Here is a 23,680-nt window from a genome sequence, read left to right as displayed (position 1 = left end):
GGGTTGTTATCCATGAAGGCGGAAGGCTCCGTCATGACCGCCCCCCTGCCTGCTCCTGATCCGCTCGCTCCGCCGCTCGCTGACGCGCAGGGGCGGCGCATGACCTACCTGCGGCTGAGCATCACGGACCGTTGCAACTTCCGCTGCTCCTACTGCTCGCCGGCCTCATGGGGCGGCAAGAAGGACCTGCTGGACGCGGGGGAGTTCGAGCGCATCGTCTCCGTCTTCGCGCGCATGGGCATCCGCCGCGTGCGCCTGACGGGGGGCGAGCCGCTCGCCCGGCCGGACATCCTCGACATCGCCCGGAAGCTGGGCGCCGTTCACGGCGTGGAGCACCTGGCCATCACCACCAACGCCAGCCGCCTGGAGCCCCTGGCCGTGCCGCTGCGCGAGGCGGGCGTCACCCAGCTCAACCTGAGCCTGGACACGCTCTCCCCGGAGACCTTCCGCCGCATCTCCAAGCAGGGCGACTTCGCTGCGGTGCTGCGCGGCATCGACGCGGCGGCGGGCGCGGGCTTCCAGTCGCTGAAGCTCAACGTCGTGGTGCTCCGCGGCATCAACGACGCGGAGGTGCCCGCGCTGGTGTCCTTCGCGCACGCGCGCGGCATCACCCCGCGCTTCATCGAGCTGATGCCCTTTGGCCAGGGCACGCCCGTCCCCACCGCGGAGCTGCTGGAGCGCCTGGCGGCCACCGGATGGGTGCTGACAGAGGAGCCGCCGGAGAGCGCCGCCTCGCCGACCTCCGGGCCCGCGCGCTACTGGCGCACGGACAGCGGGCGGGTGGGCTTCATCTCCCCGCTGACGCAGAACTTCTGCGGCGGGTGCAACCGGGTGCGGGTGGCGTCCAATGGAGACCTGCGCAGCTGCCTGGGAGGCAGGGCGCAGGCGCCGTTGCACCAGCTCATCCGGGGCGGGGCCACCGACGCGGAGCTGGCCCTGGCCGTGCGCCGCGCGCTGGGGGACAAGCCGGAGGGGCACCGTTTCACGGAGGCCGGAAACGGCGCCACGCTCCTGCCCATGATGGGCATTGGCGGCTGAGGACTACTTCACCAGCCGGAGGTTGACGGGGTAGCGGTAGATCTGGCCCTCGTTCGCCTTGATGCCGCCGATGATGCTGAACACCAGCGACGTCACCGCGACGAGCGGCATCAGGATGAGGCCCACGCCCACGCACATCAGGATGCCAGAGACGACCATCGCGATCAGCGAGGTGATCTGGAAGTTGAGCGACTCCACCGCGTTGCCGCGGACGAAGGAGGACTCCTTGCCCTTGGTCAGCATCAGGAAGAGCGGCACCGCCCAGCCCAGGAAGCCCGCGCCCACCACGAGGCCGGCGATGGCGCCCAGGTGGGCCATCATCCCCATCATCCGTTCATCCGAACTCGCCGTGGGCGAGCCCGTGATGAACGAGCCGAACTGCTGATCCTCGCGCTGCTGGGGGTCCATGTCCATGAGAGCCCTTCCGGGAGTCAAAGGGAGCGCGACAGGGCGCGCCCCGATGGCACGCACCATGGCACGCCGTGTCGGGGGCTGTCATCCAGTGGACAGGGGCCGCGCCAGGAGGCCCCCGCCCGCCGGCTGGCTTCAGCGGTACAGCTCGCTGCCAGCCTTCTTGAATTCCTCGCTCTTCTCTTTCATCCCCTGCTCCAGCGCCTGCGTTTCGTTGACGCCCACCTTGTCGGCGTACTCGCGCACGTCCTGGGTGATCTTCATGGAGCAGAAGTGCGGGCCGCACATGGAGCAGAAGTGCGCGACCTTGGCGCCTTCGGCGGGGAGCGTCTCGTCGTGGAAGGCGCGGGCGCGCTCGGGGTCGAGCGACAGGTTGAACTGATCCTCCCAGCGGAACTCGAAGCGGGCCTTGGACAGGGCGTTGTCGCGCGCCTGGGCGCCCGGGTGGCCCTTGGCGAGGTCCGCGGCGTGCGCGGCGATCTTGTACGTGATGACGCCTTCCTTCACGTCATCGCGGTCGGGCAGGCCCAGGTGCTCCTTGGGCGTCACATAGCAGAGCATCGCCGTACCGAACCAGCCGATCATCGCCGCGCCGATGCCGCTGGTGAAGTGGTCGTAGCCGGGCGCGATGTCCGTGGTGAGAGGCCCCAGCGTGTAGAAGGGCGCCTCGTGGCACACGGCGAGCTGCTTGGTCATGTTCTCCTGGATGAGGTGCATGGGGACGTGACCGGGGCCTTCGATCATCACCTGCACGTCGTGCTTCCAGGCCACCTTCGTGAGCTCGCCCAGCGTCTCCAGCTCGCCGAACTGCGCGGCGTCGTTGGCGTCGGCGATGGAGCCGGGGCGCAGGCCGTCACCCAGGCTGAAGCTGACGTCGTACGCCTTCATGATCTCGCAGATCTCCTCGAAGTGCGTGTAGAGGAAGTTCTCCTGGTGGTGGGCGAGGCACCACTTGGCGAGGATGGAGCCGCCGCGGCTGACGATGCCGGTGAGGCGCCTGGCGGTGAGCGGGACGTACTGGAGGCGCACGCCGGCGTGGATGGTGAAGTAGTCCACGCCCTGCTCGGCCTGCTCGATAAGGGTGTCGCGGAAGATGGCCCAGGTGAGCTCCTCCGCCTTGCCGTTGACCTTCTCAAGTGCCTGGTAGATGGGCACGGTGCCGATGGGGACGGGCGCGTTGCGGAGGATCCACTCGCGCGTCTCGTGGATGTTGCGGCCGGTGGACAGGTCCATGACGGTGTCCGCGCCCCAGCGGATGGACCAGACCATCTTCTCCACCTCCTCCTCGATGGAGGACGTGACGGCGGAGTTGCCGATGTTGGCGTTGATCTTCACCAGGAAGTTGCGGCCGATGATCATCGGCTCCAGCTCCGGGTGGTTGATGTTGGCGGGGATGATGGCCCGGCCGCGGGCGATCTCCTCGCGCACGAACTCCGGTGTGATCACGCGCGGGATGGCGGCGCCCCAGGAGTGGCCGGGGTGCTGGGCGGCGAGGGACGCGTCCAGCTTCTGGTTCTCACGCACGGCGACGTACTCCATCTCCGGCGTGATGATGCCCTTGCGGGCGTAGTGCATCTGGCTGACGTTGCCGCCCGCCTTCGCGACGCGGGGCTTGCGGATGTGGTTGAAGCGCAGGCCGGCGAGGCGCGGATCGGCTTCACGGGCGCGGCCGTATTCGGAGGTGATGCCCGCCAGTTCCTCCGTGTCGTTCCGGGAGCGGATCCAGTTCTCGCGCAGCGCGGGCAGGCCGCGACGCAGGTCGATGTCCGCGGCCGGGTCCGTGTAGGGGCCGCTGGAGTCGTAGACGTGGACGGGGGGGTTGGCCGTCTCGGGGCCCGCGTGGCCGTGGTGGCGCGTGGGCGTCTGGGAGATTTCGCGCAGGGGGACGCGGATGTCGGGGTACAGGGACCCCGGCACATGGACCTTGCGCGAGGCGGGAAGCGGGCCGCGGCTGATCCCCTCCAGTACCTTCCCGTCGACCTTCAGGCTCTTGGACGCTCCACTCATCGGACGACTCCTCGTGAGAACGGACGGGAGTCGGGACGGGCCAGGAGCACCCACACCGCTTCCCTCCGCCGGTACTAACCGGTTCAGGTTCAAAGGGTCGGGCGCGGCCACGCGTCCGTCTCAGCCCCCTTCCGGAGGCGCCCCTAGCGAATGGGGAGCGGTGTAGCGCAGGGGGGAGCGGGCTTCAACCCGCGCGCGCAGTGGACCCAGGCCAGTGGACGCGTGACGGCCCTGCGGGGAGGGACGAAGGACCCGCCAAGGACCTCATGCTCGCGCTCCGACTGGGCGATGCGAGCGTTCTCCGATGGCGTACGGCTATGCTCATCACCAGCCGGTCGGGGACAATGCTCGGAAGGCAACGATGGAGCGCGCAGCCAGATGCGAAGAGATAGTCAAACGCCCGTGCATGGCCTGGTTCGACGACCTCGGCACGGCAAGGCCAACAGGCCTACTCTCATGCAACACATGCATGCATCGACCCTGGGAGTCGTCTGCCTTCTTCTGTTCGCTACGAGCGCGCGTGGCCAATCGCTCTGGATGACCGAGCATCTTGCCAACAATTGCGAATACGAAGCGGCCTTGGCGAGCTGGTCCATGGCACCGGCCGATGTGCGCGGTTCGTTTGACAGCCGGCTTCTCAAAGCAAGGATCCTGATTCAGCTCGATCGCGGCGCGGATGCGGTTTCCGAACTCTCGACGCTGCGAAAAGAGGCATCGGAGAAGCGCATGGCTGAAATCCTGCTGGCGCTCGGGCTGGCACAGAGTTCGGCTCGGATGTTTCGTTCAGCTGAGACCACGCTGCGCGCCGCGCGAGAGAAAGGGGCGGACACTGATTTGGTGGATGCCGCGATTGCGGAGGTGTGGCTTTCCAGCGGGCGGAAGGGGGAGGCGGAAGCGCTCCTGCGCCAGGTCTTGCGCCGTGCTCCCGACATGGCGGGACCCATGCTGAACCTCGCCGCGCTCAGGGCGGCAGAAGGAAACGTCACGGAGGCTGCCGCGTTGATTCGGTTTGCCTGGGCTTTGGGCTATCAGAACCCGACGGAACTTCGCAAAGCGCCAGAGTTTGAGCGAGTGCGTGCGCTCGGCCTGATCAACGACCTGATCTCAACACCCTCCAGGCGGTGTCGAATCTACTGAATCGCGGGTGTGCCGCACCGGTGCGTCCGAGATCCGATACGCTTCCGAACATGCTCAGGCATCGTTCAGGCGGTTGGTTCTTCGTCACAGGACTCCTCGTGGGAGGACTGCTCACCTATGGCTTCTTCTATGGAGTGGAGGCGCTCTTCTGGGGACAGCCTGTCGCCGTGAGGTTGCGTTCGGACCGCGCGTTGTCCCAGTTCTCGTCTCGCCCGGACGCGAGCCGCCCAAGTGAGCGATTAGGCGGACTCCAGGCGGGAACGCAGGGCCTTCTCTGGTCGCAGGGCTCGGTCCGTAGACTCCGTATCGAGTCCCAGTGGGTTGAACCCGGACAGCCCAAAGACATGGACTTCCTCCCGAAATGAACTGTGATTGACAATAGTTTCCGTCACCCTGACAGGGGGCTTGATTCACGCGAGCACTGGGATTGACCGGGGTGTCCTTGCTCTAACTCGGCTCGGTTCGAAGGGCAGGCACCGGAACCTTCCGGGTCGCCAAAGCCCCGCGCAGCACCTTCTCCGTCCACTCGAGTTCCTCCTGGGAGAGATCCATCCCCAGAAGCTCGGTTCCCTGGTCGTGATCAATGACAATGCCCCGGCCTCGTCGGGAGACATCGGTCCTTGCGTCTCGCAGGTCGATGTCCTGGATGCGCGAGGCCGGGAGCCGCAGGACCTTCCTCCTCCGCCACGGTCCGTGGTGTGTCAACTCAAGGCCCCGAGACGACACGTTGAGGGTACAGCCGCTGGTGGCCACCCAGGCTACGCGCCACAGCATGAGGGCGCCGCAGCTGACGAAGATGGCCGTGGCAATCAACGGCACCGTCGAGAAGAACCATTGGGGGCCGAACGCGCGCCGCAACTGCACCCCCAGGAAGAGGGGCCCACCCAGGCCGATGAGCACGGCGAAGGCGCCCTGCCCCGCGTAGGTGGGCTGCCATCCGCACGGGGGCAGCTCCACCGTCAAGCCCCGAGCCCCCTGGGTAAAGCGGATGTCGCTGCCGTAAGGCAGATCCGGGATGCCTTTCTCCGTGAGCGGCGCCTCCTCCAGGCGCGCGGTCACGGCGCGGCTGTGCCCCCCTTCCACGCTCAGCCCCAGCCCGAGGAACCGTGAGACAGCCTGCGCAAGCTCCAAGGCCTCCTCCCGATCATCGCTGTGGGACAGGACGACGACCGTCGTGGGCGACTTCAGCGCCACGGAATAGACCTTCTCGAAGAGCGGGCCATCCGTGGCGGGCGACCGACCGCGCATGACGAGTGCCACCGACGTGAAGGGCTCCAGGGGCTGCGTCTGCCCGCCCAGCTCCCTGTAACCGGTGCGGCGCCACAGGGTGCGTGTCTCCAGGTTCAGCAACACCTTCCACCGAGAACCCAGATGGTGAGCAGCCGCGACGCCCAGAGCCAGCATCAGGAACCAGAGCTGCCAGTCGCCGGAGAGAAAGCCCGTCACCCAAGAGATCAACGGGAACGCCACGGCCGCCAGGAGCGCCCCCCTCGACAGCCACCCATCGATGGAGCGGACCTCGTGCTCGATGGTCAGGAAGGGGCCTGAGATGGACCAACGGTGGGATCCGCAGCGCATTCCCCGCAGGTTAAAGCCCCAAGGCCTACGGCGAAAGCTCGGAGGGCGAAGGACGCCCATGCACGACAAGTCACTCAGCATGGACGGCCTCCGGCTCACACCTTCACGGTCTTCACCAGGAGCAGCTCGCGCACCCGCGTCCCTGTGAGCGCGAATACCGCGATTCAGCGCTTGGAGTCCTTTTAGATTTGAGGAGGGACGCGAAGAGTGTCGCGCTGATGGTCATCCCCTCGCCGGAGGCGGATGATCAGCCAGATGATTCCTCCAACCCCGCCAACAACCCAGAGGACAAACCACCAACTGATGCTGGCGGGCATCAAACCGACAATGTGCGACGGCTCGCGAAAGTAATCCAAGAAATCTTCCAGCATTGCGTCCCTCCTGCTTACACTTTCACGGTTTTCACCAGCGGCAGTTCGCGCGCGCGGGTCCCCGTGAGCGCGAACACGGCGTTGGCCAGGGCCGGCGCCACCGGGGGCACACCGGGCTCGCCGATGCCTCCGGGGCGTCCGTCGCTGGGGATGATGTCGACGTGGATCTTCCGAGGTGCCTCCGCGATCCGCGCCAGCCGGTAGTCCCGGAAGTTGCTCTCCACCGTGGCGCCGTCCTTCATCGTGATGGCACCGTAGAGCCCCAGGCTCAGGCCGAACACCACCGCACCTTCCATCTGCGCACGCACGCGCTCCAGGTTCACGATGGTGCCCGCATCCGCGACGATCCAGGCCTCGTCCACCCGGATGCGCTCGCTCGCGTCCTTCACCACCGACACCACCACCGCCACGTACGTCAGGAAGCTGCGGTGCGCCGCCAGTCCCAGCGCCCTTCCCTGCTGCTTGCGCTCGTCCCAGCGCGCGAGCCCCGTCACCCTCTCAATCACCCGCCGCAGCCGCGCCGTATCCACCGGGTGCTCGTCCAGTGACTGCCCATAGTTCGGCACCTTCGCCACGCCCAGGTCCTTCGGCGTCACGATCCGCGACGGCCCCAGCACCTCCAGCAACGTGTCACGCGGATCCGTTCCCCGCTCGTGCGCCAGCTCGTCGATGAAGCTCTGCACCGCGAACGCGTGGTAGATGTTCGCCACGGAGCGCAGCCAGCCGATGCGCGTGTGCGCTCGCGCCTCGCAGTTCTCCATCCGGATGTCCGGGATCGCCAGCGGCAGGTCCGTGATGCCCTGCCCCATCTCTCCGTCTCCCGCGAAGGTCGCGTCCGCGAACGTCGAGCCAATGGGCGGGAACGCGATGCGCTGGTGCCACGCCACGACCTTGCCCTGCTCATCCAGGCCCGCCTCCAATCGCTGCGCGCTCGTGGAGTGGTAGTAGTCGTGGCGCACGTCGTCCTCGCGCGTCCACTGCAACCGCACCGGCGCCCCCACCGCCTTCGCCACCAGCGCCGCCTCCACCACGTAGTCCGGCTTTGACTTGCGGCCGAACCCGCCCCCCAGCAGCGTCACGTGCACCGTCACCTTCGACGGGTCCATGCCCAGCGCCTTCGCCACCTCGCTGCGCGCCGCCTGCGGGTTCTGCGTCGTCGCCCACACCTCGCAGGTGCCGTTCTCCACCCTCGCCACCGCCGCGGGCGGCTCCATCGGCGCGTGCGCCAGGTGCGGCGTGGTGTAGGTCGCCTGAACCCGCTTCGCCGCCTTCGCCAGCGCGCCCTCCGCGTCACCGACGTTGCGCACTACCTTGCCCGGCTTGCCGATCACCTCCAGCAACTGCTCGCGGTACGCCGCCGAGTCGTAGCTCGCGTTGTCCCCGCCCTCCCACGTCACCTCCAGCGCCGCGCGGCCTCTCATCGCCGCCCAGGTGTGGTCCGCCACCACCGCCAGCCCGCCCAGCGGCTGGAACAGGAAGGGCTTCGTCGCGGCCGGCAACTCCACCACCTGCCGCACCCCCGGCACCGCCAACGCCTTCGTCGCGTCGTAGCGGGCGACCCGGCCCCCCGCGACGGGCGGACGCGCGATGACCGCCGTGCGCATCCCCGGCAACACCACGTCCGCGCCAAACACCGCGCGCCCCGTCACGATGTCCGGCCCGTCCAGCAGCGGCAGCTCCTTGCCCAGATGCTTCAGCTCGCTCCGGGGCCGCAGCGTCACCGCGTCCTTCTTCGGCACCTTCAGCTTCGCCGCGTCGGAGGCCAGCTCTCCGAACTTCAACACCCGCGAGCCCCCCTTGTGGAACACCGCGTGGTCGCGCGCCTCACACTCCGCCGGATCCACCTTCCAGCGCTTCGCCGCCACCGCCACCAACATCGTGCGCGCTGTCGCTCCCGCGTAGCGCAGGTCATCGAAGATCTTCCGCACGCTGCTGGAGCCGTCCGTGTTCTGGTCTCCGTAGGCCGCGTCGCCGTCACCCTGGACGACCTTCACGTGGGCCATGTCCGCGCCCAGCTCGTCCGCGATCAGCACCGGCAGCGAGCTGCGCACGCCCTGCCCCATCTCCGAACGGTGACAGACGATCGTCACCACCCCGTCCGGTGCCACGTGCACGAAGACGTTCGCCCGCAGGCCCTCCGTGGGTACCGCGGGCAGCGACGTGGGCATGGGCGCAGCATGCGCTCTCGCGGGCAGCACCACTTCCAGGCCCAGGCCCGCCGCCACCAGCCCCATTCCTTCAAGCACCGAACGGCGCGACAGACGGATGCGGATGTCTTCCATGGTCGGCGTCCTCACTCGGTCGGCAGTCCCGCCGCCTTCTTCACGGCGGCGCGGATGCGCGTGTACGTCCCGCAGCGGCACAGGTTGCCCGCCAGCGACTGATCGATCTCCGCGTCGGTGGGCTTCGGCTTCTTCGCCAGCAACGCCGCCGCCGTCATGAGCTGCCCCGCCTGACAGAAGCCACACTGTGGCACCGCCAGCTCCACCCATGCCTTCTGCAAGGGGTGCGAGCCATCCGGCGACAGCCCCTCGATGGTCATCACCTCGCGGCCCTCCGCCCGGCGCACCGGCGTCACGCAGGAGCGCACCGCCGCCCCGTCGATGTGCACCACGCACGCGCCGCAGAGCGCCTGGCCACAGCCATACTTCGTCCCCGTCAACGTCAAGACGTCGCGCAGCGCCCAGAGCAGCGGCATCTCCGGATCCACGTCGAGCTCGTGCTCGGTTCCATTCACTCGCACCCGGATGCTCACGGTCGGCTCTCCTCGCGCGGGCACTCCGCGCCGTCCTTCACCCACGCTGCCACCAGGGCCCCGAACTCCGCCTGCGTTCCCGGCGCCGGAACCCGGTCCGCTCCGGGCTTCCAACCCCATCCCACCAGCTCGTCATGCGCGGAGTGCTCCACCAGCTGCGCCAGACTCCTGCCCCCGTTGCGCGCCGGATCCTTCAGCTGCTCGCACAACGCACGGGGCGTTCGCCCCTGCCACGCCATCACCCGGGGCGCCAGATGCCACTGGGGCGCACCGGGGACCCGCGCCAGCTGTGCGTTGCGGTCTTGATGACACGACGTGCACTCCAGGCCCGGCACGCCCTGGTCGCTGGGGCCTCGCGCCACCGGCGGGTCGTGCACCTGGAAGGCGTCTCCCTGCAGCGGGCTGTCTCCCGCGGGATGGCAGTTGACGCACCGGGGATGCAGCATCACCCGGCTCGCCTCCAGGAACAGCGCGCGCGAGCGCTCCTTCTTGTCCTCGATGGAGGCGAAGACCGCCGGAGCACGGAGCGCCTGCGGCTCCACGGCGGGCAACGGCTCCGCGACCGCGTGTCTCGCGCGGCCTCCACATCCCGCGCTGAACATGAGCGCCAGCGTCACCCCCGCCGCACCCGCGCCCAGCACGGCTCCCAGTGCCTTCAAGCGAAGACTCATCGTGCCCCGTCCATCCCTTCGGCCAGAGGTCGCGCCCGCCTCACACGCAGCGTCGCGGGCCGGACAGGCCATGCTGCCCCAGGCCGCCCCTCCCGGAGCCTGACAAAAAGCCGCATGGCCCGTGAAGCGTTTCTTCAGGATGGGACGAAAAGCCGAAGACGCCCCCTCACCCTCCAAAGCGCGGAGTCCTTCGTGAAACCTCCACGTTCGCGCTCGACGGCGAGCGGGCTACCTGCCAGGGCCTCGGAGAGCTTCCTGTCCAAGGCCGCGACGGTGCGCGGGCTCCAGCCTCGAACGGACCGCGTGAAAGCGCGGCGGGAGGAAGGCCCGCTGTGTCTTGCTGACACGGACCTCCGGCGGGATTGACGGAATGTCTTTCGAGGCGGACACGGGCGCCGCGCAAGTGCGCGGAATCGCATGCAAGGAGCGTTGGAACGGCGTGTGTATTGGAGGACGCGCAAGGAGATTGCCCGCCATGCGCCAGAGCCCCGCGTCGTCCGTGTTCTCCCTCACCCGCCTCTTCGTCGAGCAGAGCGCCCGCTGGAAGCTGCGCGAGGAGGTCATCGCTTTCATCCTCGAGTTCGGCACCCCCGCACGCGCTTGCGGCGCCACCCACATCACCGTGCACGAGCGCGACCTGCCCTGGAGCCTGCGGGATTCATCGCTCGCGCGGCAGGCGCGCGGGTGGATCCTCATCCTCAATGACGAGGATCGCCTCCTCACCTGCTACCGCCGCCAGGACGCCTCGCGCTTCCTTCGGCAGAAGCCCAAGCGCCGTCCCGCCGGAGTGCTCCGGGGCCGCGAGGACTTCCTGCGTGGGCTCCAGTTCGCTCCGGCTTGATTCAGTCGAGCCCTGCCTTGCCCACGGCCCAGTAGGCCTTCACCTTGGGCGTGGCGCGCTCGCCGTCGCCGCGCAGCTGCTTCCTCAGGGCCTGGATGGACTGCGCGCGGCCCGTCATCACCAGCGTCGCGCCCGGTCTGGCCTTCAAGGCCTCCTTCAGGCGTTCGTGGACCTGCGCCAGGTGGGCATCCGCCGCGGTGCGCTCCACGTCCCGGCCCTCGAAGCCCAGCTCACGCAGCGCGGGGGCGCACGCGTCGCGGCTCGATACCTCGAAGACGGGCGTGACGTCCCGCTTCGCTCCGGTCCGGAAAGCGTGCGCCACCGCGAACGACGTTTCGTCACCGAAGAGGACCACCGGCGCGTCGCCTGCCTCCAGTGACACCGAGCGCCGGGGCCCGAAGAACTGCACCGCGTCACCGACCCGCGCGTCGCGGCCCCACTTCGCTCCCGGGCTGTCGCCATGCAGGTACACGAGGAAGGCCGTCGCCCCGCGGGCTTCGTCCCACGACAGCGGGGTGTACGTGCGCATGCCCAGGCCCGGCAGGTACACCTGGACCTTGTCTCCCGGCGACCACCCCTGGCCGCGCAAGGCAGGACCTTCACAGTCGATTTGACGGAAGGCGCGCGACACCTCGCGCACCTGCGTCACCCGGGCGTCGTGGAAGAGAAAGCGCCCCAGCAGATTTCCCAGCATGACCTTCGCGGATGCCATGGGTCCCTCCGTTCAGGCGTTCATACCCCTGCCCTGTCACCGTGACACATGAAGTTGCGTGAAGTGTCGCGGGGAGGCGGTGGAGCGTGGCCACGGGGGCGAAGCCGTCGGACGGCCAGACAGCCGGGCGCCACCGCTTCGCCGGCCCACCCCATTGGACCCGAAGACACATCTTCAGGGGTGGACCCCCATGAAAGGAACGCGGACATGAGCCCCTGGAACACCCGGGCGCGCTGGCTTCGAATCGGCGGCGTGACCGCCATCGCCTTCCTGTCAGCCACCAGCTGCGCAATGGGTCCCGAGGAATACGGGCCGCAAGTGACTTCGACGGCCGCCCCCCTGGGCCAAACCTCCTCCATCGCTGACTTCCGGGAGACGCTGTCTCCCTACGGTACGTGGATCAACGTGCCGGACGCCGGCTGGGTCTGGCGCCCCAACCCCGACATCGTCGGCCCGGACTTCGTTCCCTACTCCACCGGAGGCCAGTGGGTCTCCAGCGATTGGGGATGGACGTTCGAGAGCCAATGGAACTGGGGCTGGGCGCCCTTCCACTACGGCCGGTGGTTCATCTCGCCGAACGTGGGCTGGGTGTGGTGGCCTGACACCGAGTGGGCCCCCGCCTGGGTGGACTGGCGGTGGGGCGGCGGCTTCGTCGGCTGGCAGCCCCTGGGGCCTCCTGGCATCAGCGTGGGCATTGGCTTGGGCGCCGGCATCGGCATCGGCCTGGGGTGGACCTTCGTGAGCGCGGGCGACTTCGTGCGACCCGACGTGTGGCGCCATCGCCTTCCTCCCAACCGGGTCCCCCAGGTGTATCGGCAGACGCAGCCAGTGGGTGAGCGCGTGGCGGCTCGCAATGGCCACTGGAACCGAGGCCCCGAGCCGCAGCAGGTCGCACGCGTGACGGGTCATCCCGTGCCGCAAGCGAGGCCGATGACGCCGCCCACGGCGCACCCGCCGCGCGCTCGCACCGGAACTCCCGTGGCGCCTGCACGACCCGTGGCGCCTGCGCGGCCCGTGGCGCCTGCGCGGCCCGTGGCGCCCGCGCCTCAGCGCGCGCCCGCCGCGCCGCGCGAGGAGCCAGCGGCCCGCCCCTCAACCGTGCCGGCCGAGCCGCATGAACCGGTCGCTCCGAGGACTGAACCCGCGGAGCCCCATGAAACCCATGAGCCCGCCCCACCGCACGAGGCCCCGTCTCATCCCGAAGGCGGGCATCCTGAAGGCGGGCATCCTGAAGGCGGGCACTCCGGCGGCGGTTCACACCACGGTCATTGACGTCGACGTCTCATGATTTCAGGGGACGGGCGCGCTGATACCCGGCGCGCCCGTTCCGCTGTATGAGTGACGTCACATGAGACCGACCCTGGCGCTCCTCAGCCTCATCCTGCTCGCATCGCCGGCCTGCACTCACGGAACCAACGCCCAGGTCCCACCCGCGAACCTGGACCTCGACGAGCGCAGCCGCTTGCTCGCGAAGCGACTCCTCATCGCGGACGGCCACATCGACGTGCCCTACCGCCTCCATGAAACGCTGGGGCCCGACGGGACGCCGACCGAGGACATCTCTCAGCGCACCTCGGGGGGCGACTTCGACCATCCGCGCGCCGTGGAGGGCGGGCTCGACGTGGCCTTCATGTCCATCTACATCCCCTCGGAGCTCCAGAAGTCGGGCGGGGCCAAGGCGCTCGCGGACTCGCTCATCGACATGATGGAGCGGGTCGCGCGCGGGGCCCCGGAGAAGTTCGCCATGGCCCACTCCGTGGAGCAGGCCCAGCGCAACGCCCAGGCGGGGAAGGTGTCCTTCGCGCTGGGCATCGAGAACGGCGCCGCCATCGAGGACCGGCTGGAGAACGTCCGCCACTTCCAGCAACGCGGCGTGCGCTACATCACCCTCACGCATTTTCAGGACAACCTCCTCGGCGATGCCGCGGCCAGCCAGGGCAAGGGCACCTGGAACGGGCTCAGCCCGTTCGGGCGACAGGTCGTCGCGGAGATGAACCGCGTGGGCATCATGGTGGACGTCGCGCACCTCTCCGACGACACCCTCCGGCAGGCGGTGGAGGCGAGCCAGGTGCCGGTCATCGCCTCGCACACCTCCTGTCGTCACTTCACGCCCGGCTACTCGCGAAATATCCCCGATGAGCTCATCCGCGCGGTGGCCGCCAAGGGGGGCGTGGTGATGATCAACTTCGGCTCCCGGTTCCTCATCCCGGAGGTCCATGCCTACGACGCGCGGCTCTCCACCGCGCTGGAGGCCTACGCCCAGGAGCGTGGCCTGTCGAAGGGCAGCCCGGAGCTCCAGACCTTCATCGACGCCTATCTCCGCGAGCACCCGTCCCCCCTGGCTCGGGTGGAGGACGTGGCCGACCACATCGACCACGTCGTGAAGCTGGTCGGCATCGAGCACGTGGGGCTCGGCTCCGACTTCGATGGCGTGGGCCCGTCCCTGCCCACCGGACTCAAGGACGTCTCACAGTACCCGAACCTGTTCCGCGTCCTGCTGGAGCGCGGGTACAGCGAGGCGGACATCGAGAAGATCGCCTCGGGCAATGTCTTCCGGGTGTGGCGGCAGGTGGAGGCGTTCGCCCACTGAGGCGGCCTTCCGCTCACGCCGGCTGGAGGAAGCGTCCGTCCACCAGGTGGTCGATCACGTCGCGCGCGGAGTCTGGATCGAGCCGCGCCTTGGAGCCCAGGTGTGACACCGCGCTGGCGACGGTCGTCGGCCGGTCGAAGGCGGCCAGGGCCGCGAGGAGGACGGCGCCATCCTCGCCCTGCGTGAGCGTCGGATCCGAGAACCTTCGCGGGCTCACCGACGGAGCGCAGCTCAGGGTGATGCCGTCCACCGAGCGCAGGACCGTCACGGGCTCCCCCGCCACCTTCGCGGGCGCCCGGTGGCTGCCCAGCCAGTCCCCCAGCGTGAACCGCTGCGTCGAGGGCGCGGTGTTCCGCAGCCGCGTGCGTCCCGTGATGGCCAGCTGCTTCCTCGCGTCGCGGTGCTTCCAGGCCAGCGCGTCCACCCGGTCGGAGGTGCGCTGCACCGCCGCTTCAAGCTGTGCGTCCTTGAAGCGGATCATCGGCACCGACACGTCCCCCGGCTCGCGGCGCTCGAAGTAGTCCAGGAACTCCGTGAACGTCTTCGCTTCGCTCACCATGTCGAACCGCGCGGGGTGCTCGGTGACGAGCGCCCCGGGCTGAGCTTCGAGCCGTTGGTAGCCCACCACGCAGTCGAGCCCGATGATCCGCTCCACGAGCCGAAGCTCCTCCTCCAGCGTCGCCTTGCTCGCGAACGGGAGGCCTCCGATGCCGGAGATTTCGATCTCCACGTTCGCATGGCGGCGACAGGCGTCGATGACGTCCAGCAGCTCCCGGTCCTTCGCGCAGGGCTTGAGCAGCCCTCGGCCCATCTGCTCCAGGCGCTGCTGTTCGGAGAAGCAGCCGATGTCGATGACCATGTAGATGCGCTGGAACGTCCGGGACAGCGCCTCGACGAGCTCCACGCGGGGCACGCCCCACAGGAAGTACGTGCAGCAGTGCCGCGACAGGTCCACCCCGGCCCAGGTGCTGCCCAGGAACTCCGCGGTGCTCCCCGCGAAGTCGTAGCGCATCTGCCAGGTCCGTCCGGCGATCTCCTGGTGGTCCCGGCGCACGCTCTCCTCGGAGCGCAGGAACGGCTTCGCGCGGCCGAACGCGGCCTTCTGGTTGCCCCGGGCCCCTCCGCAGTAGAGGCAGTTCTCGCCACAGCCCTTGCCGGGCGCGACCCACCCCGAGAAGGAGTTCAGGTCCATCTGGCTCAGGAAGAGCTCGTTGAAGTGGGAGTAGTAGATGTCCTCCGTGTTGGTGGCGCGCTGCACGTAGGCCAGCGGCAACCTGCGGGGACGTCCGTCCGGATCCCGGGTCACGCAGTTGGGCGGCGACGGGTCACCGTTGCAGATCGCCAGCAGCGGCAGCTCGCCGTCGCCCAGCACGATGTGGTCGATGCAGTCGTAGGCGTTCAGCTCCCGCCACCAGTACGACGCGGAGTTCCCTCCCACGACGATGCGGATCGCCGGGTCGATCTTCCGCAGCGTCCGCGCGATCAACAGCGCGCGGTCCACGTGGTGGAACCACTTGAGGCTGATCCCCACCAGCTTCGGCCGCACGCGGGCGACCAGGCTCTCGAAGGAGCGCATCACCTCGGCGTCCGTCTCATCCCCATCGTACAGCCGCACGAAGGCCTCGACCCCACCGCGGCGCAGGTAGCTGGCCAGGTAGAGGATGCCGCACGTGGCTTCGCCCGTTCCGGCGCCGACGAGGAGAACTGGCGAGAGGACGCGACCACCACCCATGAGACGAACACCGGCCTTTCGGAAGACGGCCGTCAGCGTAGGCGATCCCAAGGGAGGCGGGCGCGGAATGGTGCGCGCCCCGCCGCCCGGGCGCTCAGCCCTCCCCCTGAGCGCCCCCTTCCCCCGCGCCGCTCCGCCGAGGGCCCGGGTGCGGCTGGGGTCCATGGGAAGACGCCGCCGAGGGAGTCTTGCCTCGCCGCCGTCGCCGCTTCTTCGACACCGCGCCCGCGGCCGGGCCTCCCAGCGAGCGTAGGACCTGGGCCCGCGCGCCCCCCTCCAACCGCAGTTGTTGCATGAGCGCCCGCGCCTGCTGGGCGCCCTGCGGGTGACGCAGCGACTCCCCCAGCCGCTCCACGATGTCGATCCGCAGCGCCACCGGGCCCATCAGCTCGTAGCCGAACGCCCGGGCGTTCCTGCCGCCCAGCGCCGCTACGTCCACCACCGGCTCTCGCGGGATGCCTTGCGGTGGGGGCCCCTGTTGGAACAGCGCTGTCAGCATGCAACGGCGCTCCATCGCCTGTGGCGCGAGCGCGTCGGCGACCCAGAGGAAGCGCTGTCCCTCACGGACACCCAAGGTCCTCAGGCGCTCTTGGGACTCCGCATCCAGGAGCCTCCACTGCTCGCGCGCCTCGCCCTGGGCAATCACCCCCAGCCCCTCCGCCAACCGATAGGCGAGGCCCCGCGTCACCGCGGACTGGCCCGCTCCGGTGAGGGCTTCGGCGGGAAAGCCTCCCATGGCCTCCGTCACGAGATCCCTCGCCAGCGCCACCAGCCTGCGCTCCAGCCGCTGCCGCGCGCCGCCCGTCCAGACCTCCGGCTCCGCCAGCGCGAGCTGCGGTGAGCGGCGATCCTTGCCTCGCACCAGGCGGGCCAGCGGCTGGCTCTCGAAGGAGATGCGTCCCGCCGCGTCCACCTCGAAGGCGTCGTGCGTCGCGTCCACCACCCGCTGGACGAACTGCTCCTCCGTCAGCGCCCCACCCTCCGCACCCGGCACCTCCGCCAGCAACAGCCCGAGCTTCGCGAAGGGACTGTCCGAGCCGACCTGCGGCCTCGCGGGCGTCCTCACGAAGCGGCGTGCGCTCCTGCGCGCGGCCTGTTGGACGAAGCGCTCCACCAGCCGCTCATGGAGGGCGTCCCCCAACGCGTCCTCGATGCGCCGGGTGCGCTCCTGCCACTCCTCCGCGTCATGCAACCAGCCCGGACGATGGCTGATGTAGGTCCAGATGCGGATGGCCGCCAACCGGTCCATCAGGGTGTGGATGTCTCCAGAGGCGTCATCCAGCGGCGACACCTGTCTGCCCAACCAGAGCGGATCCAACCGCCCGTCTCCCGCGGTGAGTTGCAGGAAGGTCTCCCGCAGCAGCGCGACGTGCTGACCGAAGAGCCCCTTGCGGAAGTCCGGAATCTGACAGACCTGCCACAGCAGTTCGACCGAGGCCCGGTCGTGGGTGAGGTCCCGGATGGCCGGGACGAGCGAGAGGCCCTTGAGCGCGTCGAAGTCGTCCGCGCGCTCCACCCGGACGAAGCCATGGTGGCGCGGCGCTCGCGACAGGGAGTCCAGCAGCGCCTCCGGGCTGGCGAAGTCGAGCGCCGAGTTGCGCCAGATGAGGCTGCGCACCGCTGGAAACCGGTGTGACTCGATGGCTGACACCATTCGCGGCGGCAGCTCCGGCAGCGTGTTCAGCGCGCCAAAGCTGCCGTCGTTCAGGTGACGCCCCGCGCGGCCCGCGATCTGCGCCAGCTCATCCGGGAAGAGGTCCCGCTGCTCCGCGCCGTCGTACTTGGAGAGCGTCGCGAAGGCGACGTGGTTGAGGTCCAGGTTCAACCCCATCCCAATGGCATCCGTGGCCACCAGGTACTGGACCTCGCCGGCCTGATACATCGCCACCTGGGCGTTGCGCGTCCGGGGGGACAGCGCGCCCAGCACCACGGCCACGCCGCCCCGGAGGCGACGCAGCGCCTCGGCCAGCTCGTACACGCGGTCCGCGGAGAACGCGACCACGGCCGAGCGCGGCGGCAGGCTCTTCAGCGAGCGGCGCCCGGCATAGCGCAGCTGAGACAGCCGCGTGGCGCGCTTCAGCGACACATGCGGGATGAGCGCCTGGACCATGGGCCGCATCGTGTCCGCGCCCAGGAACCACGTCTCCTTGAGCCCGCGCGCGTGGAGCAGACGGTCGGTGAAGACATGGCCGCGCTCACGGTGCGCGGCGAGCTGGATCTCATCCACGGCGAGGAAGTCGACCTGTCGGTCCGTCGGCATCGCCTCCACCGTGCAGATCCAATAGTCGGGCCGGGGCGGGATGCGCTTCTCCTCCCCCGTCATCAGCGCGACCCGGCCCTCGCCCACCTTCGCGGTCACCCGGTCGTAGACCTCGCGGGCGAGCAGGCGCAGCGGCAACCCGATGATGCCCGTCTCGTGCTCGAGCATCCGCTCGATGGCACGGTAGGTCTTCCCCGTGTTCGTGGGCCCCAGCTCCGCCACGACTGCGGACGGCCGGCCGGATGGGCTCGAATTCATGGGCGAAGCCTAACTCCGAACACCGCCCTCCGCCCCGAAGGCCGCGGGGGACGTTCGCTGGACATCGTCGTGCCACCCCTCACCGGGGGAGCAGGCGCCTCGCGCCCCGGGGTGGGACGGACGGGCACGGGGCGCCCGGCACGCGGGGGCAGGTGGGATGGCCGGACGCGCGGGGAACACCCCAATTTCCAGACACGCATCCGCCAGGAGGCAACGCCATGGCCGACCCGCATCCGCAGCCCTTCGTCAGCGACATCCAGGAGATCCGCCGCCGCGCTCGCGAGCACCTGGAGGAAGGCGCCCACACGGAGAACTACGAGGGCAACGTGCAGACGACCCTCAAGCTGCTCAACGACGCGCTCGCGACCGAGGTGGTCTGCGTGCTGCGCTACACGCACCACTACATCTCCGCGGTGGGCATCAACAGCGATGCGGTGAAGGAGGAGTTCGGCCAGCACGCGCGCGAGGAGCAGGACCACGCGCTGCGGCTCGCGGAGCGCATCAATCAGCTGGGGGGACGGCCGAACTTCAACCCCGAGGGGCTGCTGTCCCGCAGCGCCAGCCAGTACGTCGAGGGCCAGAACCTGGTGGACATGATCCGCGAGAACCTGGTGGCGGAGCGCATCGCCATCGAGACCTACCGCGACATGATCCGCTACTTCGCGGACCACGACCCCACCACGCGGCGGCTCCTGGAGGACATCCTCACCAAGGAGGAGGAGCACGCCAACGACATGCATGACCTGCTGGTGGCCCACCAGGGCAGGCCCATGCTGGAGAATTGAGACCCCGGCCCGGTGGGTTCGTCGGGCCGGCCCCGAACGGGCCCGCCGGGCCGTGGTTCCTCAGGCGGCGGTCCTCAGCCCGGGATCGCCGCGTCGCGGTAGCGCACCATCCGACCGCGCGACGCGTCCCACAGGTTCAGCCGCAGGCAGCCCACGATGTCCTTCACCGTGAGTGTGGTGAGGTGCGGCCCCTGCAGCTCCGGGATGGCCGCCATCGCCTCCGGCAGCCGGTAGAACGGGATGCGCGGGTTGAGGTGGTGCACGTGGTGGTAGCCGATGTTGCCCGTGAACCACTCCATCACCGGCCCGAAGCGCATGTAGCTGCTGGCCTCCAGCGCGGCGTCCGCGTGGTTCCAGGAGGGCTCCGGCAGGATGGCCACGTCGTCGAAGTTGTGCTGCGCGTAGAACAGGTACGTGCCCAGCGCGTACGCGACGAACAGCGGGCCCACGAAGGCGCAGAGGTAGACCCCCAGGCCGAGGAAGTGCCAGACGGCCACGGACAGCGCCACGTGCAGGCCCAGGGCGAGCCCGGAGGTCCAGTAGCGCTTCGGGTTCTTCACGAAGGGCACCAGGCACAGGCTGATGAGGAACGCGGTGACGTAGCCGAACAGCAGCGTCACCGGGTGGCGCTCCACCACGTAGCCCAGCCGCTGCCAGCCCGTGGCGCCGCGCCACTGCTCCGTGGTCCAGGTGACGAAGGTGCCCGCGGAGTCCGCGGCGATGCGCGCCGTGTTGGCGTGGTGGTGGTTGTGCGTGTCATTCCAGATGCGCGCGGGCGTGAGCGTCAGGATCCCCTGCACCTGGAAGAGCGCCTTGGCCCACCGGGACTTCGGCAGGAGCGCGCCGTGCATCGCGTCGTGGAAGAGGATGAAGCAACGGATGAGCACCAGCGCTTCGATGAAGCCCCCCACGATGCGCAGCGGCCACCAGGGCGCGGCGGCCGCCACCGCCACGGCCCCCGCGAGCGCCGCGTAGGTGGACAGCAGGGCCCAGAGCGAGCGCGCGGCGTCCTGATTGGCGAAGGGGCGCGTGCGGGCAATGAGGTCCTTGCTCGACGGCGGCGCGGCTCGTTCCATGCGACAGGGCTCCGGCGGTGACCGCCCGGCGACACACCGGGAAGGATGACCGCCAGCGTTGTCCCATCCCCATGTCATGGGCGGGTCAGCGGCGTGGATTGCGCGCGCATGGGCTCCGCGCGTCATGGATGACGCGTGGAGCCGGGGAGCACCGCGAGTGTCCGGAATCCTCCCGGAGGTCGCGCGTCAGCCCTTCTTGCGCCAGGCCTTGAGCTCGGCCTTCTTCCGCCGGCCGACCTCATCCAGTTGGGCCTGCCAGCGCTCGCGGTAGGGGCGCAGGGCCTCCGCCACGGTGCGAGCCACGACGAGGTTGCGGTACCACTTGGCATCCGAGGGGACCAGGTGCCACGGCGCCTGCTCGGTGGACGTCCGGGCGAAGACGTCCTCATAGGCGTGCGTGTAATTCACCCAGTGCGCGCGATCCTCCCAGTCGCTCGTGGAGATCTTCCACGCCTTGCGCGGCTCCTGCTCACGCGCGATCAGCCGCTGCTCCTGTTCCTTGCGGCTGATGTGGAGGAAGAACTTGAGGATGATGGTGCCGTGCTCGGTGAGCAGCGTCTCGAAGTCGCGGATGTGCTGGTAGCGCGCCTTCCAGAGCGGCTTGGGCACGAGCGACTTCACGCGCGCCACGAGCACGTCCTCGTAATGAGAGCGATTGAAGATGGAGAACTCGCCCTGGCGAGGGGTCTCGCGGTGGACGCGCCAGAGGAAGTCGTGCTCCAGCTCCTCGGGGGTGGGCACGCCAAAGGACGTGACGCTCACGCCGCGCGGGTTGAGGCTGCCCACCACGTGCTTGATGGTGCCGTCCTTGCCCGCGGTGTCGCGCCCCTGCAGGACGATGAGCACGGAGTTCATCCTCGCACCCCAGAGAAGGTCCTGAAGGTCGAACAGCTCCTCGCCCAGCGCGTCGAACTCCGCCTTCGCCTTTTCGCGGTCCGCCTTCTTGGGAGGCAGCGTGGAGATGCGCTCCAGCTTCACCTTCGCGCCCTGCTTTTCGTCGCGGATGATGTCCATGGTCCCCTTCATTCCAGAAGGAGGCGGATCGTGCCCGGAGCGAAGGCGGATTCACACCCTCCCCGTCCACGATGGCGGCGAAACGTCCACGCCGTACCATTCCACCCCCGCCCGCGGGCGCCTCCCCACGGTGACACGCCGGAGGGTGCGTGGTGTTCCCTTGCGGCTGCGTCTTCTGGGAGGGGAACACATGACAGCGAATCGCCTCGTCGCGCGCGCCGGGGGCCATGGCGCTCGCCGCCGGCCTCGCGGGCTGCACCGACACCGCCACCCTCGTTGATGCAACCGAGGACGGACCCGCGCTGGACGAGAACGGCGCGCCCATCACCGGCCCCTCGCTCGCGGCCCAGTGGCATTCCACGGACCCCGGCCGCGCGCTGATCAGCGGCGACCCGGCGGAGTTCGAGGCCTTCGACGTCCCGTCGCTGCGAGGCATCGCCCGGGCCGCGCCGTACTTCCATGACAACAGCCACGCCACGCTCATGGACGTGGTGGATACCTACAGCCGCTTCATCCTTCCCGGCCTCCCCTCCGTGGGCCTTCCGCCGCACCCGCCCGAAGCGCCGGGCGGGCCTCCTGAATCCCTCACGCCCACGCAGCAGCAGGACCTGATCCGCTTCCTGATGCGGCTGTGAGCCTTCAGCGCCGCAAGTCCCGCTCCGCCGCCTGCGTCCGCTGCGGGGGCGGCAGGAAGGTGTGCGCGAGGCCCATGAGGCCGCGGGCGAAGACCTCGTCGCGGATCCACTGGGCCAGCGCCGCCTCCTCGCCCTCGTGGCCGGGCGCCATGTCGAACGTGGCGGACCACTCCACGAAGGTCTGCCCGGTCGCCGTCACCGGCGTCACCCGCAGCTTCGCCTGGTAGCCGCGCACCGGCAGCGGGCCCTCCAGCATCGCGTAGGCGTAGCTGCGCGCGTGCGAGTCGTGCTCCAGCCGCGCCTCCAGGAACACCGAGCCGTCGCGCGTGGTGATCCGGCGCAGGGGCCCTGGACCGGGGCCAGGACGCGCGACCCGCTCGCTGGAGACGATGCCCGGATGCCAGCGGGGAAGGCTGTCAAAACCTCCCACTCGGTCCCAGACGACATCCGCGGGTGCCTGGATGAGTTGACTTGCGTAGGCCTCGGCCATGGGTGCCTCACGTCGTTCGTGCATGGACATGGATCCAATGGGTGCTCCGTGCTGACGGTGGCCACGCCTCCCGGACGCGCCCATCCACTCGCGGGCGGGCCTCCAGGCGCAGGGCGTGTCCCTCGCGCGGGCAACCGCGTCAGGCCGTGCACTCCCGAGCGCCGCTGGCGGTCCGAACCTTCTGTCCCCTCTTGGAAAGACTCCCCCGCCAGGCGCCCCATCGCATCGCATCCATGCCGCCCCCCTTGTCAGACAAAGAGTGACTGGATGTGAAGCAAGGAGCCCTGGGGCGAAATTGTCCAAAAGGGCTGTCCGTCCGGCGCCGCATCGCGGGCCAGGGCACGTGTGGTCCTGCGATCACAGGCCTACCTGGGAGGACTCGTCCTTCAGGGCGATGCCCGGCGGGATGCGAAGCATTGCCGGGGCATGGGTGTTGAATGCGCATGGCGCATGCCCTGCCCGGAGGAGATGCCTTATGACTTCCGCTTCCATCACCGAGTATGAAACGCGCCTGTTCTGGCAGGGAGAACGGGGCGCCGTGCTGACGAGCGACCGGGCGCCACCCGTGCCGATTGGGCGCCCCCTGGGGGATGGGGTTGGAGGGCCGGTGGACGGCCGCTGGGATCCGGAGGCCCTGCTGGTGGGCGCGGTGGAGGGACGCACGCTGCACGCCTTCCTGGACGGAGCCCGGGAGGCGGGGGTGGACGTGCTCTTCTACCAGAGCTGCGCGACGGCCCGGCTGGTGCGGGGGAGCTCGGAGCACGCGCCGCACTTCACCGACCTCATCGTCAGGCCCCACGTCGCCGTGGCCAATGAATGGGAGGCCGACCACGTGCGGTGGCTCTTCGCGCAGCTGCCGTCGCGCTGCTTCCCCAGCTCCATGCTCCAGCTCACGCCGCGCATCGAGCCCGTGGTGGAGGTCTGGGCCAAGGCGCGGGCCTCGGACGGCGCCGCCGCTGTCGTGAAGCGCTCACCGGCCGACACTGGAGAGACAGCTCCGATTCCGTGGAGGAGCGGCATGCACAGTGTGGAGGTCCATGCCGACGAACCCTCAGACGGATCCGCCCGCGAAGCCGGTGAAGGAGCCGGATCCGAAGCCCACGCCTGAAATCGAGCCGCCCCACCCGCCCGCGCCGGAGAAGGAACCACCGCCGGGCGAGCCCCGGCGCAGGGAACCTCCGCCGCCCCGGCAGGACCCGGAGGTGGAGCCAGGCATCCAGGATCCCCCCGCCCACGACCCCGACACGCCCGGACCGCCGCCCGTCATCGGGTAGGCCTGCTGTCTGGGATTGGGCACACCCCGAGGATGGCTTCCCCGC

General features: G+C 69.4%; 21 protein-coding genes and 1 riboswitch. Of the genes, 9 read left to right on the top strand and 12 right to left on the bottom strand.

Annotated elements, in window-relative coordinates:
- Positions 1-33: 33 nt before the first annotated feature.
- Entirely contained in the window at positions 34-1,038 is a 1,005-nt protein-coding gene (gene moaA / locus GTY96_RS23770; protein ID WP_143905027.1) for a GTP 3',8-cyclase MoaA, read from the top strand.
- 3 nt (positions 1,039-1,041) lie between these two features.
- Here the strand turns inward: moaA and GTY96_RS23765 are convergent, their stop codons facing one another.
- Entirely contained in the window at positions 1,042-1,452 is a 411-nt protein-coding gene (locus GTY96_RS23765) for a DUF4870 domain-containing protein (RefSeq protein WP_143905026.1), read from the bottom strand.
- Between the two features lie 132 nt (positions 1,453-1,584).
- Complete coding sequence (gene thiC / locus GTY96_RS23760) at positions 1,585-3,456, bottom strand: phosphomethylpyrimidine synthase ThiC (RefSeq protein ID WP_143905025.1); 1,872 nt, start codon at positions 3,454-3,456, stop codon at positions 1,585-1,587.
- Positions 3,457-3,499: 43 nt separating this feature from the next.
- Positions 3,500-3,611, bottom strand: a riboswitch (TPP riboswitch).
- 301 nt (positions 3,612-3,912) lie between these two features.
- On the opposite strand from thiC, the gene GTY96_RS23755 reads away from it, so the two are divergent.
- Positions 3,913-4,593 (top strand): tetratricopeptide repeat protein, encoded by a 681-nt coding sequence (locus tag GTY96_RS23755; protein WP_161665906.1) that lies wholly within the window; start codon positions 3,913-3,915, stop codon positions 4,591-4,593.
- Between the two features lie 447 nt (positions 4,594-5,040).
- Here the strand turns inward: GTY96_RS23755 and GTY96_RS23750 are convergent, their stop codons facing one another.
- The 4 genes from GTY96_RS23750 to GTY96_RS23735 all read right to left on the bottom strand — a co-directional run bounded on the left by GTY96_RS23750 (position 5,041) and on the right by GTY96_RS23735 (position 9,968).
- Positions 5,041-6,039, bottom strand: coding sequence for a hypothetical protein (locus tag GTY96_RS23750; protein WP_161665905.1), 999 nt, complete (start codon positions 6,037-6,039; stop codon positions 5,041-5,043).
- Between the two features lie 517 nt (positions 6,040-6,556).
- Positions 6,557-8,824, bottom strand: coding sequence for a xanthine dehydrogenase family protein molybdopterin-binding subunit (locus tag GTY96_RS23745; protein ID WP_161665904.1), 2,268 nt, complete (start codon positions 8,822-8,824; stop codon positions 6,557-6,559).
- Positions 8,825-8,835: 11 nt separating this feature from the next.
- Positions 8,836-9,297 carry a (2Fe-2S)-binding protein gene (locus tag GTY96_RS23740; protein ID WP_143905021.1) on the bottom strand — a complete coding sequence of 154 codons (462 nt, stop codon included), beginning with the start codon at positions 9,295-9,297 and terminating at the stop codon, positions 8,836-8,838.
- Entirely contained in the window at positions 9,294-9,968 is a 675-nt protein-coding gene (locus GTY96_RS23735; protein ID WP_161665903.1) for an Isoquinoline 1-oxidoreductase subunit, read from the bottom strand. The genes GTY96_RS23740 and GTY96_RS23735 overlap by 4 nt, the downstream gene beginning before the upstream one ends.
- Before the next feature lie 475 nt (positions 9,969-10,443).
- Between GTY96_RS23735 and GTY96_RS23730 the strand changes: the two genes are divergently transcribed.
- A complete protein-coding gene (locus GTY96_RS23730; RefSeq protein ID WP_161665902.1) occupies positions 10,444-10,809 on the top strand; it encodes a hypothetical protein in 366 nt (121 codons plus the stop codon).
- 1 nt (position 10,810) lies between these two features.
- Here the strand turns inward: GTY96_RS23730 and GTY96_RS23725 are convergent, their stop codons facing one another.
- On the bottom strand, positions 10,811-11,521 hold the full coding sequence (locus tag GTY96_RS23725; RefSeq protein ID WP_161665901.1) for a siderophore-interacting protein: 711 nt from the start codon (positions 11,519-11,521) through the stop codon (positions 10,811-10,813).
- A gap of 318 nt (positions 11,522-11,839) precedes the next feature.
- Here GTY96_RS23725 and GTY96_RS23720 point away from each other — a divergent pair, with 318 nt between their 5' ends.
- Positions 11,840-12,793 (top strand): DUF6600 domain-containing protein, encoded by a 954-nt coding sequence (locus GTY96_RS23720; RefSeq protein WP_201756331.1) that lies wholly within the window; start codon positions 11,840-11,842, stop codon positions 12,791-12,793.
- A 76-nt stretch (positions 12,794-12,869) separates the two neighbouring features.
- Positions 12,870-14,111, top strand: a complete 1,242-nt coding sequence (locus tag GTY96_RS23715) for a dipeptidase (RefSeq protein ID WP_161665900.1) — start codon at positions 12,870-12,872, stop codon at positions 14,109-14,111.
- A gap of 13 nt (positions 14,112-14,124) precedes the next feature.
- On the opposite strand, the gene GTY96_RS23710 is transcribed toward GTY96_RS23715, so the two are convergent.
- Both GTY96_RS23710 and GTY96_RS23705 read right to left on the bottom strand, forming a co-directional pair.
- Positions 14,125-15,843 carry a B12-binding domain-containing radical SAM protein gene (locus GTY96_RS23710; RefSeq protein WP_143905016.1) on the bottom strand — a complete coding sequence of 573 codons (1,719 nt, stop codon included), beginning with the start codon at positions 15,841-15,843 and terminating at the stop codon, positions 14,125-14,127.
- 94 nt (positions 15,844-15,937) lie between these two features.
- On the bottom strand, positions 15,938-18,361 hold the full coding sequence (locus GTY96_RS23705) for a helicase-related protein (protein ID WP_161665899.1): 2,424 nt from the start codon (positions 18,359-18,361) through the stop codon (positions 15,938-15,940).
- Positions 18,362-18,579: 218 nt separating this feature from the next.
- Here GTY96_RS23705 and GTY96_RS23700 point away from each other — a divergent pair, with 218 nt between their 5' ends.
- Positions 18,580-19,146 carry a ferritin-like domain-containing protein gene (locus GTY96_RS23700; RefSeq protein WP_143905014.1) on the top strand — a complete coding sequence of 189 codons (567 nt, stop codon included), beginning with the start codon at positions 18,580-18,582 and terminating at the stop codon, positions 19,144-19,146.
- Positions 19,147-19,220: 74 nt separating this feature from the next.
- Here GTY96_RS23700 and GTY96_RS23695 read toward each other — a convergent pair whose 3' ends face one another.
- Positions 19,221-20,222, bottom strand: a complete 1,002-nt coding sequence (locus tag GTY96_RS23695) for a fatty acid desaturase family protein (protein ID WP_143905013.1) — start codon at positions 20,220-20,222, stop codon at positions 19,221-19,223.
- A 186-nt stretch (positions 20,223-20,408) separates the two neighbouring features.
- Positions 20,409-21,236, bottom strand: coding sequence for a PPK2 family polyphosphate kinase (locus GTY96_RS23690; protein ID WP_143905012.1), 828 nt, complete (start codon positions 21,234-21,236; stop codon positions 20,409-20,411).
- A gap of 227 nt (positions 21,237-21,463) precedes the next feature.
- On the opposite strand from GTY96_RS23690, the gene GTY96_RS23685 reads away from it, so the two are divergent.
- Complete coding sequence (locus GTY96_RS23685) at positions 21,464-21,871, top strand: hypothetical protein (RefSeq protein ID WP_201756330.1); 408 nt, start codon at positions 21,464-21,466, stop codon at positions 21,869-21,871.
- Positions 21,872-21,875: 4 nt separating this feature from the next.
- On the opposite strand, the gene GTY96_RS23680 is transcribed toward GTY96_RS23685, so the two are convergent.
- On the bottom strand, positions 21,876-22,385 hold the full coding sequence (locus GTY96_RS23680) for an SRPBCC family protein (RefSeq protein ID WP_161665898.1): 510 nt from the start codon (positions 22,383-22,385) through the stop codon (positions 21,876-21,878).
- Between the two features lie 451 nt (positions 22,386-22,836).
- Between GTY96_RS23680 and GTY96_RS23675 the strand changes: the two genes are divergently transcribed.
- Together GTY96_RS23675 and GTY96_RS23670 are read left to right on the top strand one after the other, a co-directional pair.
- Complete coding sequence (locus tag GTY96_RS23675; RefSeq protein ID WP_143905010.1) at positions 22,837-23,469, top strand: hypothetical protein; 633 nt, start codon at positions 22,837-22,839, stop codon at positions 23,467-23,469.
- Positions 23,399-23,635, top strand: a complete 237-nt coding sequence (locus GTY96_RS23670; RefSeq protein ID WP_161665897.1) for a hypothetical protein — start codon at positions 23,399-23,401, stop codon at positions 23,633-23,635. Before GTY96_RS23675 ends, GTY96_RS23670 begins: the two co-directional genes overlap by 71 nt.
- The last annotated feature ends 45 nt before the right edge of the window (positions 23,636-23,680 follow it).

The sequence above is a fragment of the Corallococcus silvisoli genome (genome assembly GCF_009909145.1).
GTDB lineage: Bacteria > Myxococcota > Myxococcia > Myxococcales > Myxococcaceae > Corallococcus > Corallococcus silvisoli.
This window is presented reverse-complemented; position numbering and strand designations above follow the sequence as displayed.

Bases quoted from the DNA above. Each gene is read 5' to 3' on its own strand.
- moaA (WP_143905027.1), top strand. From the start codon at position 34: ATGACCGCCCCCCTGCCTGCTCCTGATCCGCTCGCTCCGCCGCTCGCT.
- GTY96_RS23765 (WP_143905026.1), bottom strand. From the start codon at position 1,452: ATGGACATGGACCCCCAGCAGCGCGAGGATCAGCAGTTCGGCTCGTTC.
- thiC (WP_143905025.1), bottom strand. From the start codon at position 3,456: ATGAGTGGAGCGTCCAAGAGCCTGAAGGTCGACGGGAAGGTACTGGAG.
- GTY96_RS23755 (WP_161665906.1), top strand. From the start codon at position 3,913: ATGCAACACATGCATGCATCGACCCTGGGAGTCGTCTGCCTTCTTCTG.
- GTY96_RS23745 (WP_161665904.1), bottom strand. From the start codon at position 8,824: ATGGAAGACATCCGCATCCGTCTGTCGCGCCGTTCGGTGCTTGAAGGA.
- GTY96_RS23735 (WP_161665903.1), bottom strand. From the start codon at position 9,968: ATGAGTCTTCGCTTGAAGGCACTGGGAGCCGTGCTGGGCGCGGGTGCG.
- GTY96_RS23730 (WP_161665902.1), top strand. From the start codon at position 10,444: ATGCGCCAGAGCCCCGCGTCGTCCGTGTTCTCCCTCACCCGCCTCTTC.
- GTY96_RS23725 (WP_161665901.1), bottom strand. From the start codon at position 11,521: ATGGCATCCGCGAAGGTCATGCTGGGAAATCTGCTGGGGCGCTTTCTC.
- GTY96_RS23715 (WP_161665900.1), top strand. From the start codon at position 12,870: ATGAGACCGACCCTGGCGCTCCTCAGCCTCATCCTGCTCGCATCGCCG.
- GTY96_RS23710 (WP_143905016.1), bottom strand. From the start codon at position 15,843: ATGGGTGGTGGTCGCGTCCTCTCGCCAGTTCTCCTCGTCGGCGCCGGA.
- GTY96_RS23705 (WP_161665899.1), bottom strand. From the start codon at position 18,361: ATGAATTCGAGCCCATCCGGCCGGCCGTCCGCAGTCGTGGCGGAGCTG.
- GTY96_RS23700 (WP_143905014.1), top strand. From the start codon at position 18,580: ATGGCCGACCCGCATCCGCAGCCCTTCGTCAGCGACATCCAGGAGATC.
- GTY96_RS23695 (WP_143905013.1), bottom strand. From the start codon at position 20,222: ATGGAACGAGCCGCGCCGCCGTCGAGCAAGGACCTCATTGCCCGCACG.
- GTY96_RS23690 (WP_143905012.1), bottom strand. From the start codon at position 21,236: ATGGACATCATCCGCGACGAAAAGCAGGGCGCGAAGGTGAAGCTGGAG.
- GTY96_RS23685 (WP_201756330.1), top strand. From the start codon at position 21,464: ATGGCGCTCGCCGCCGGCCTCGCGGGCTGCACCGACACCGCCACCCTC.
- GTY96_RS23680 (WP_161665898.1), bottom strand. From the start codon at position 22,385: ATGCACGAACGACGTGAGGCACCCATGGCCGAGGCCTACGCAAGTCAA.
- GTY96_RS23675 (WP_143905010.1), top strand. From the start codon at position 22,837: ATGACTTCCGCTTCCATCACCGAGTATGAAACGCGCCTGTTCTGGCAG.
- GTY96_RS23670 (WP_161665897.1), top strand. From the start codon at position 23,399: ATGCCGACGAACCCTCAGACGGATCCGCCCGCGAAGCCGGTGAAGGAG.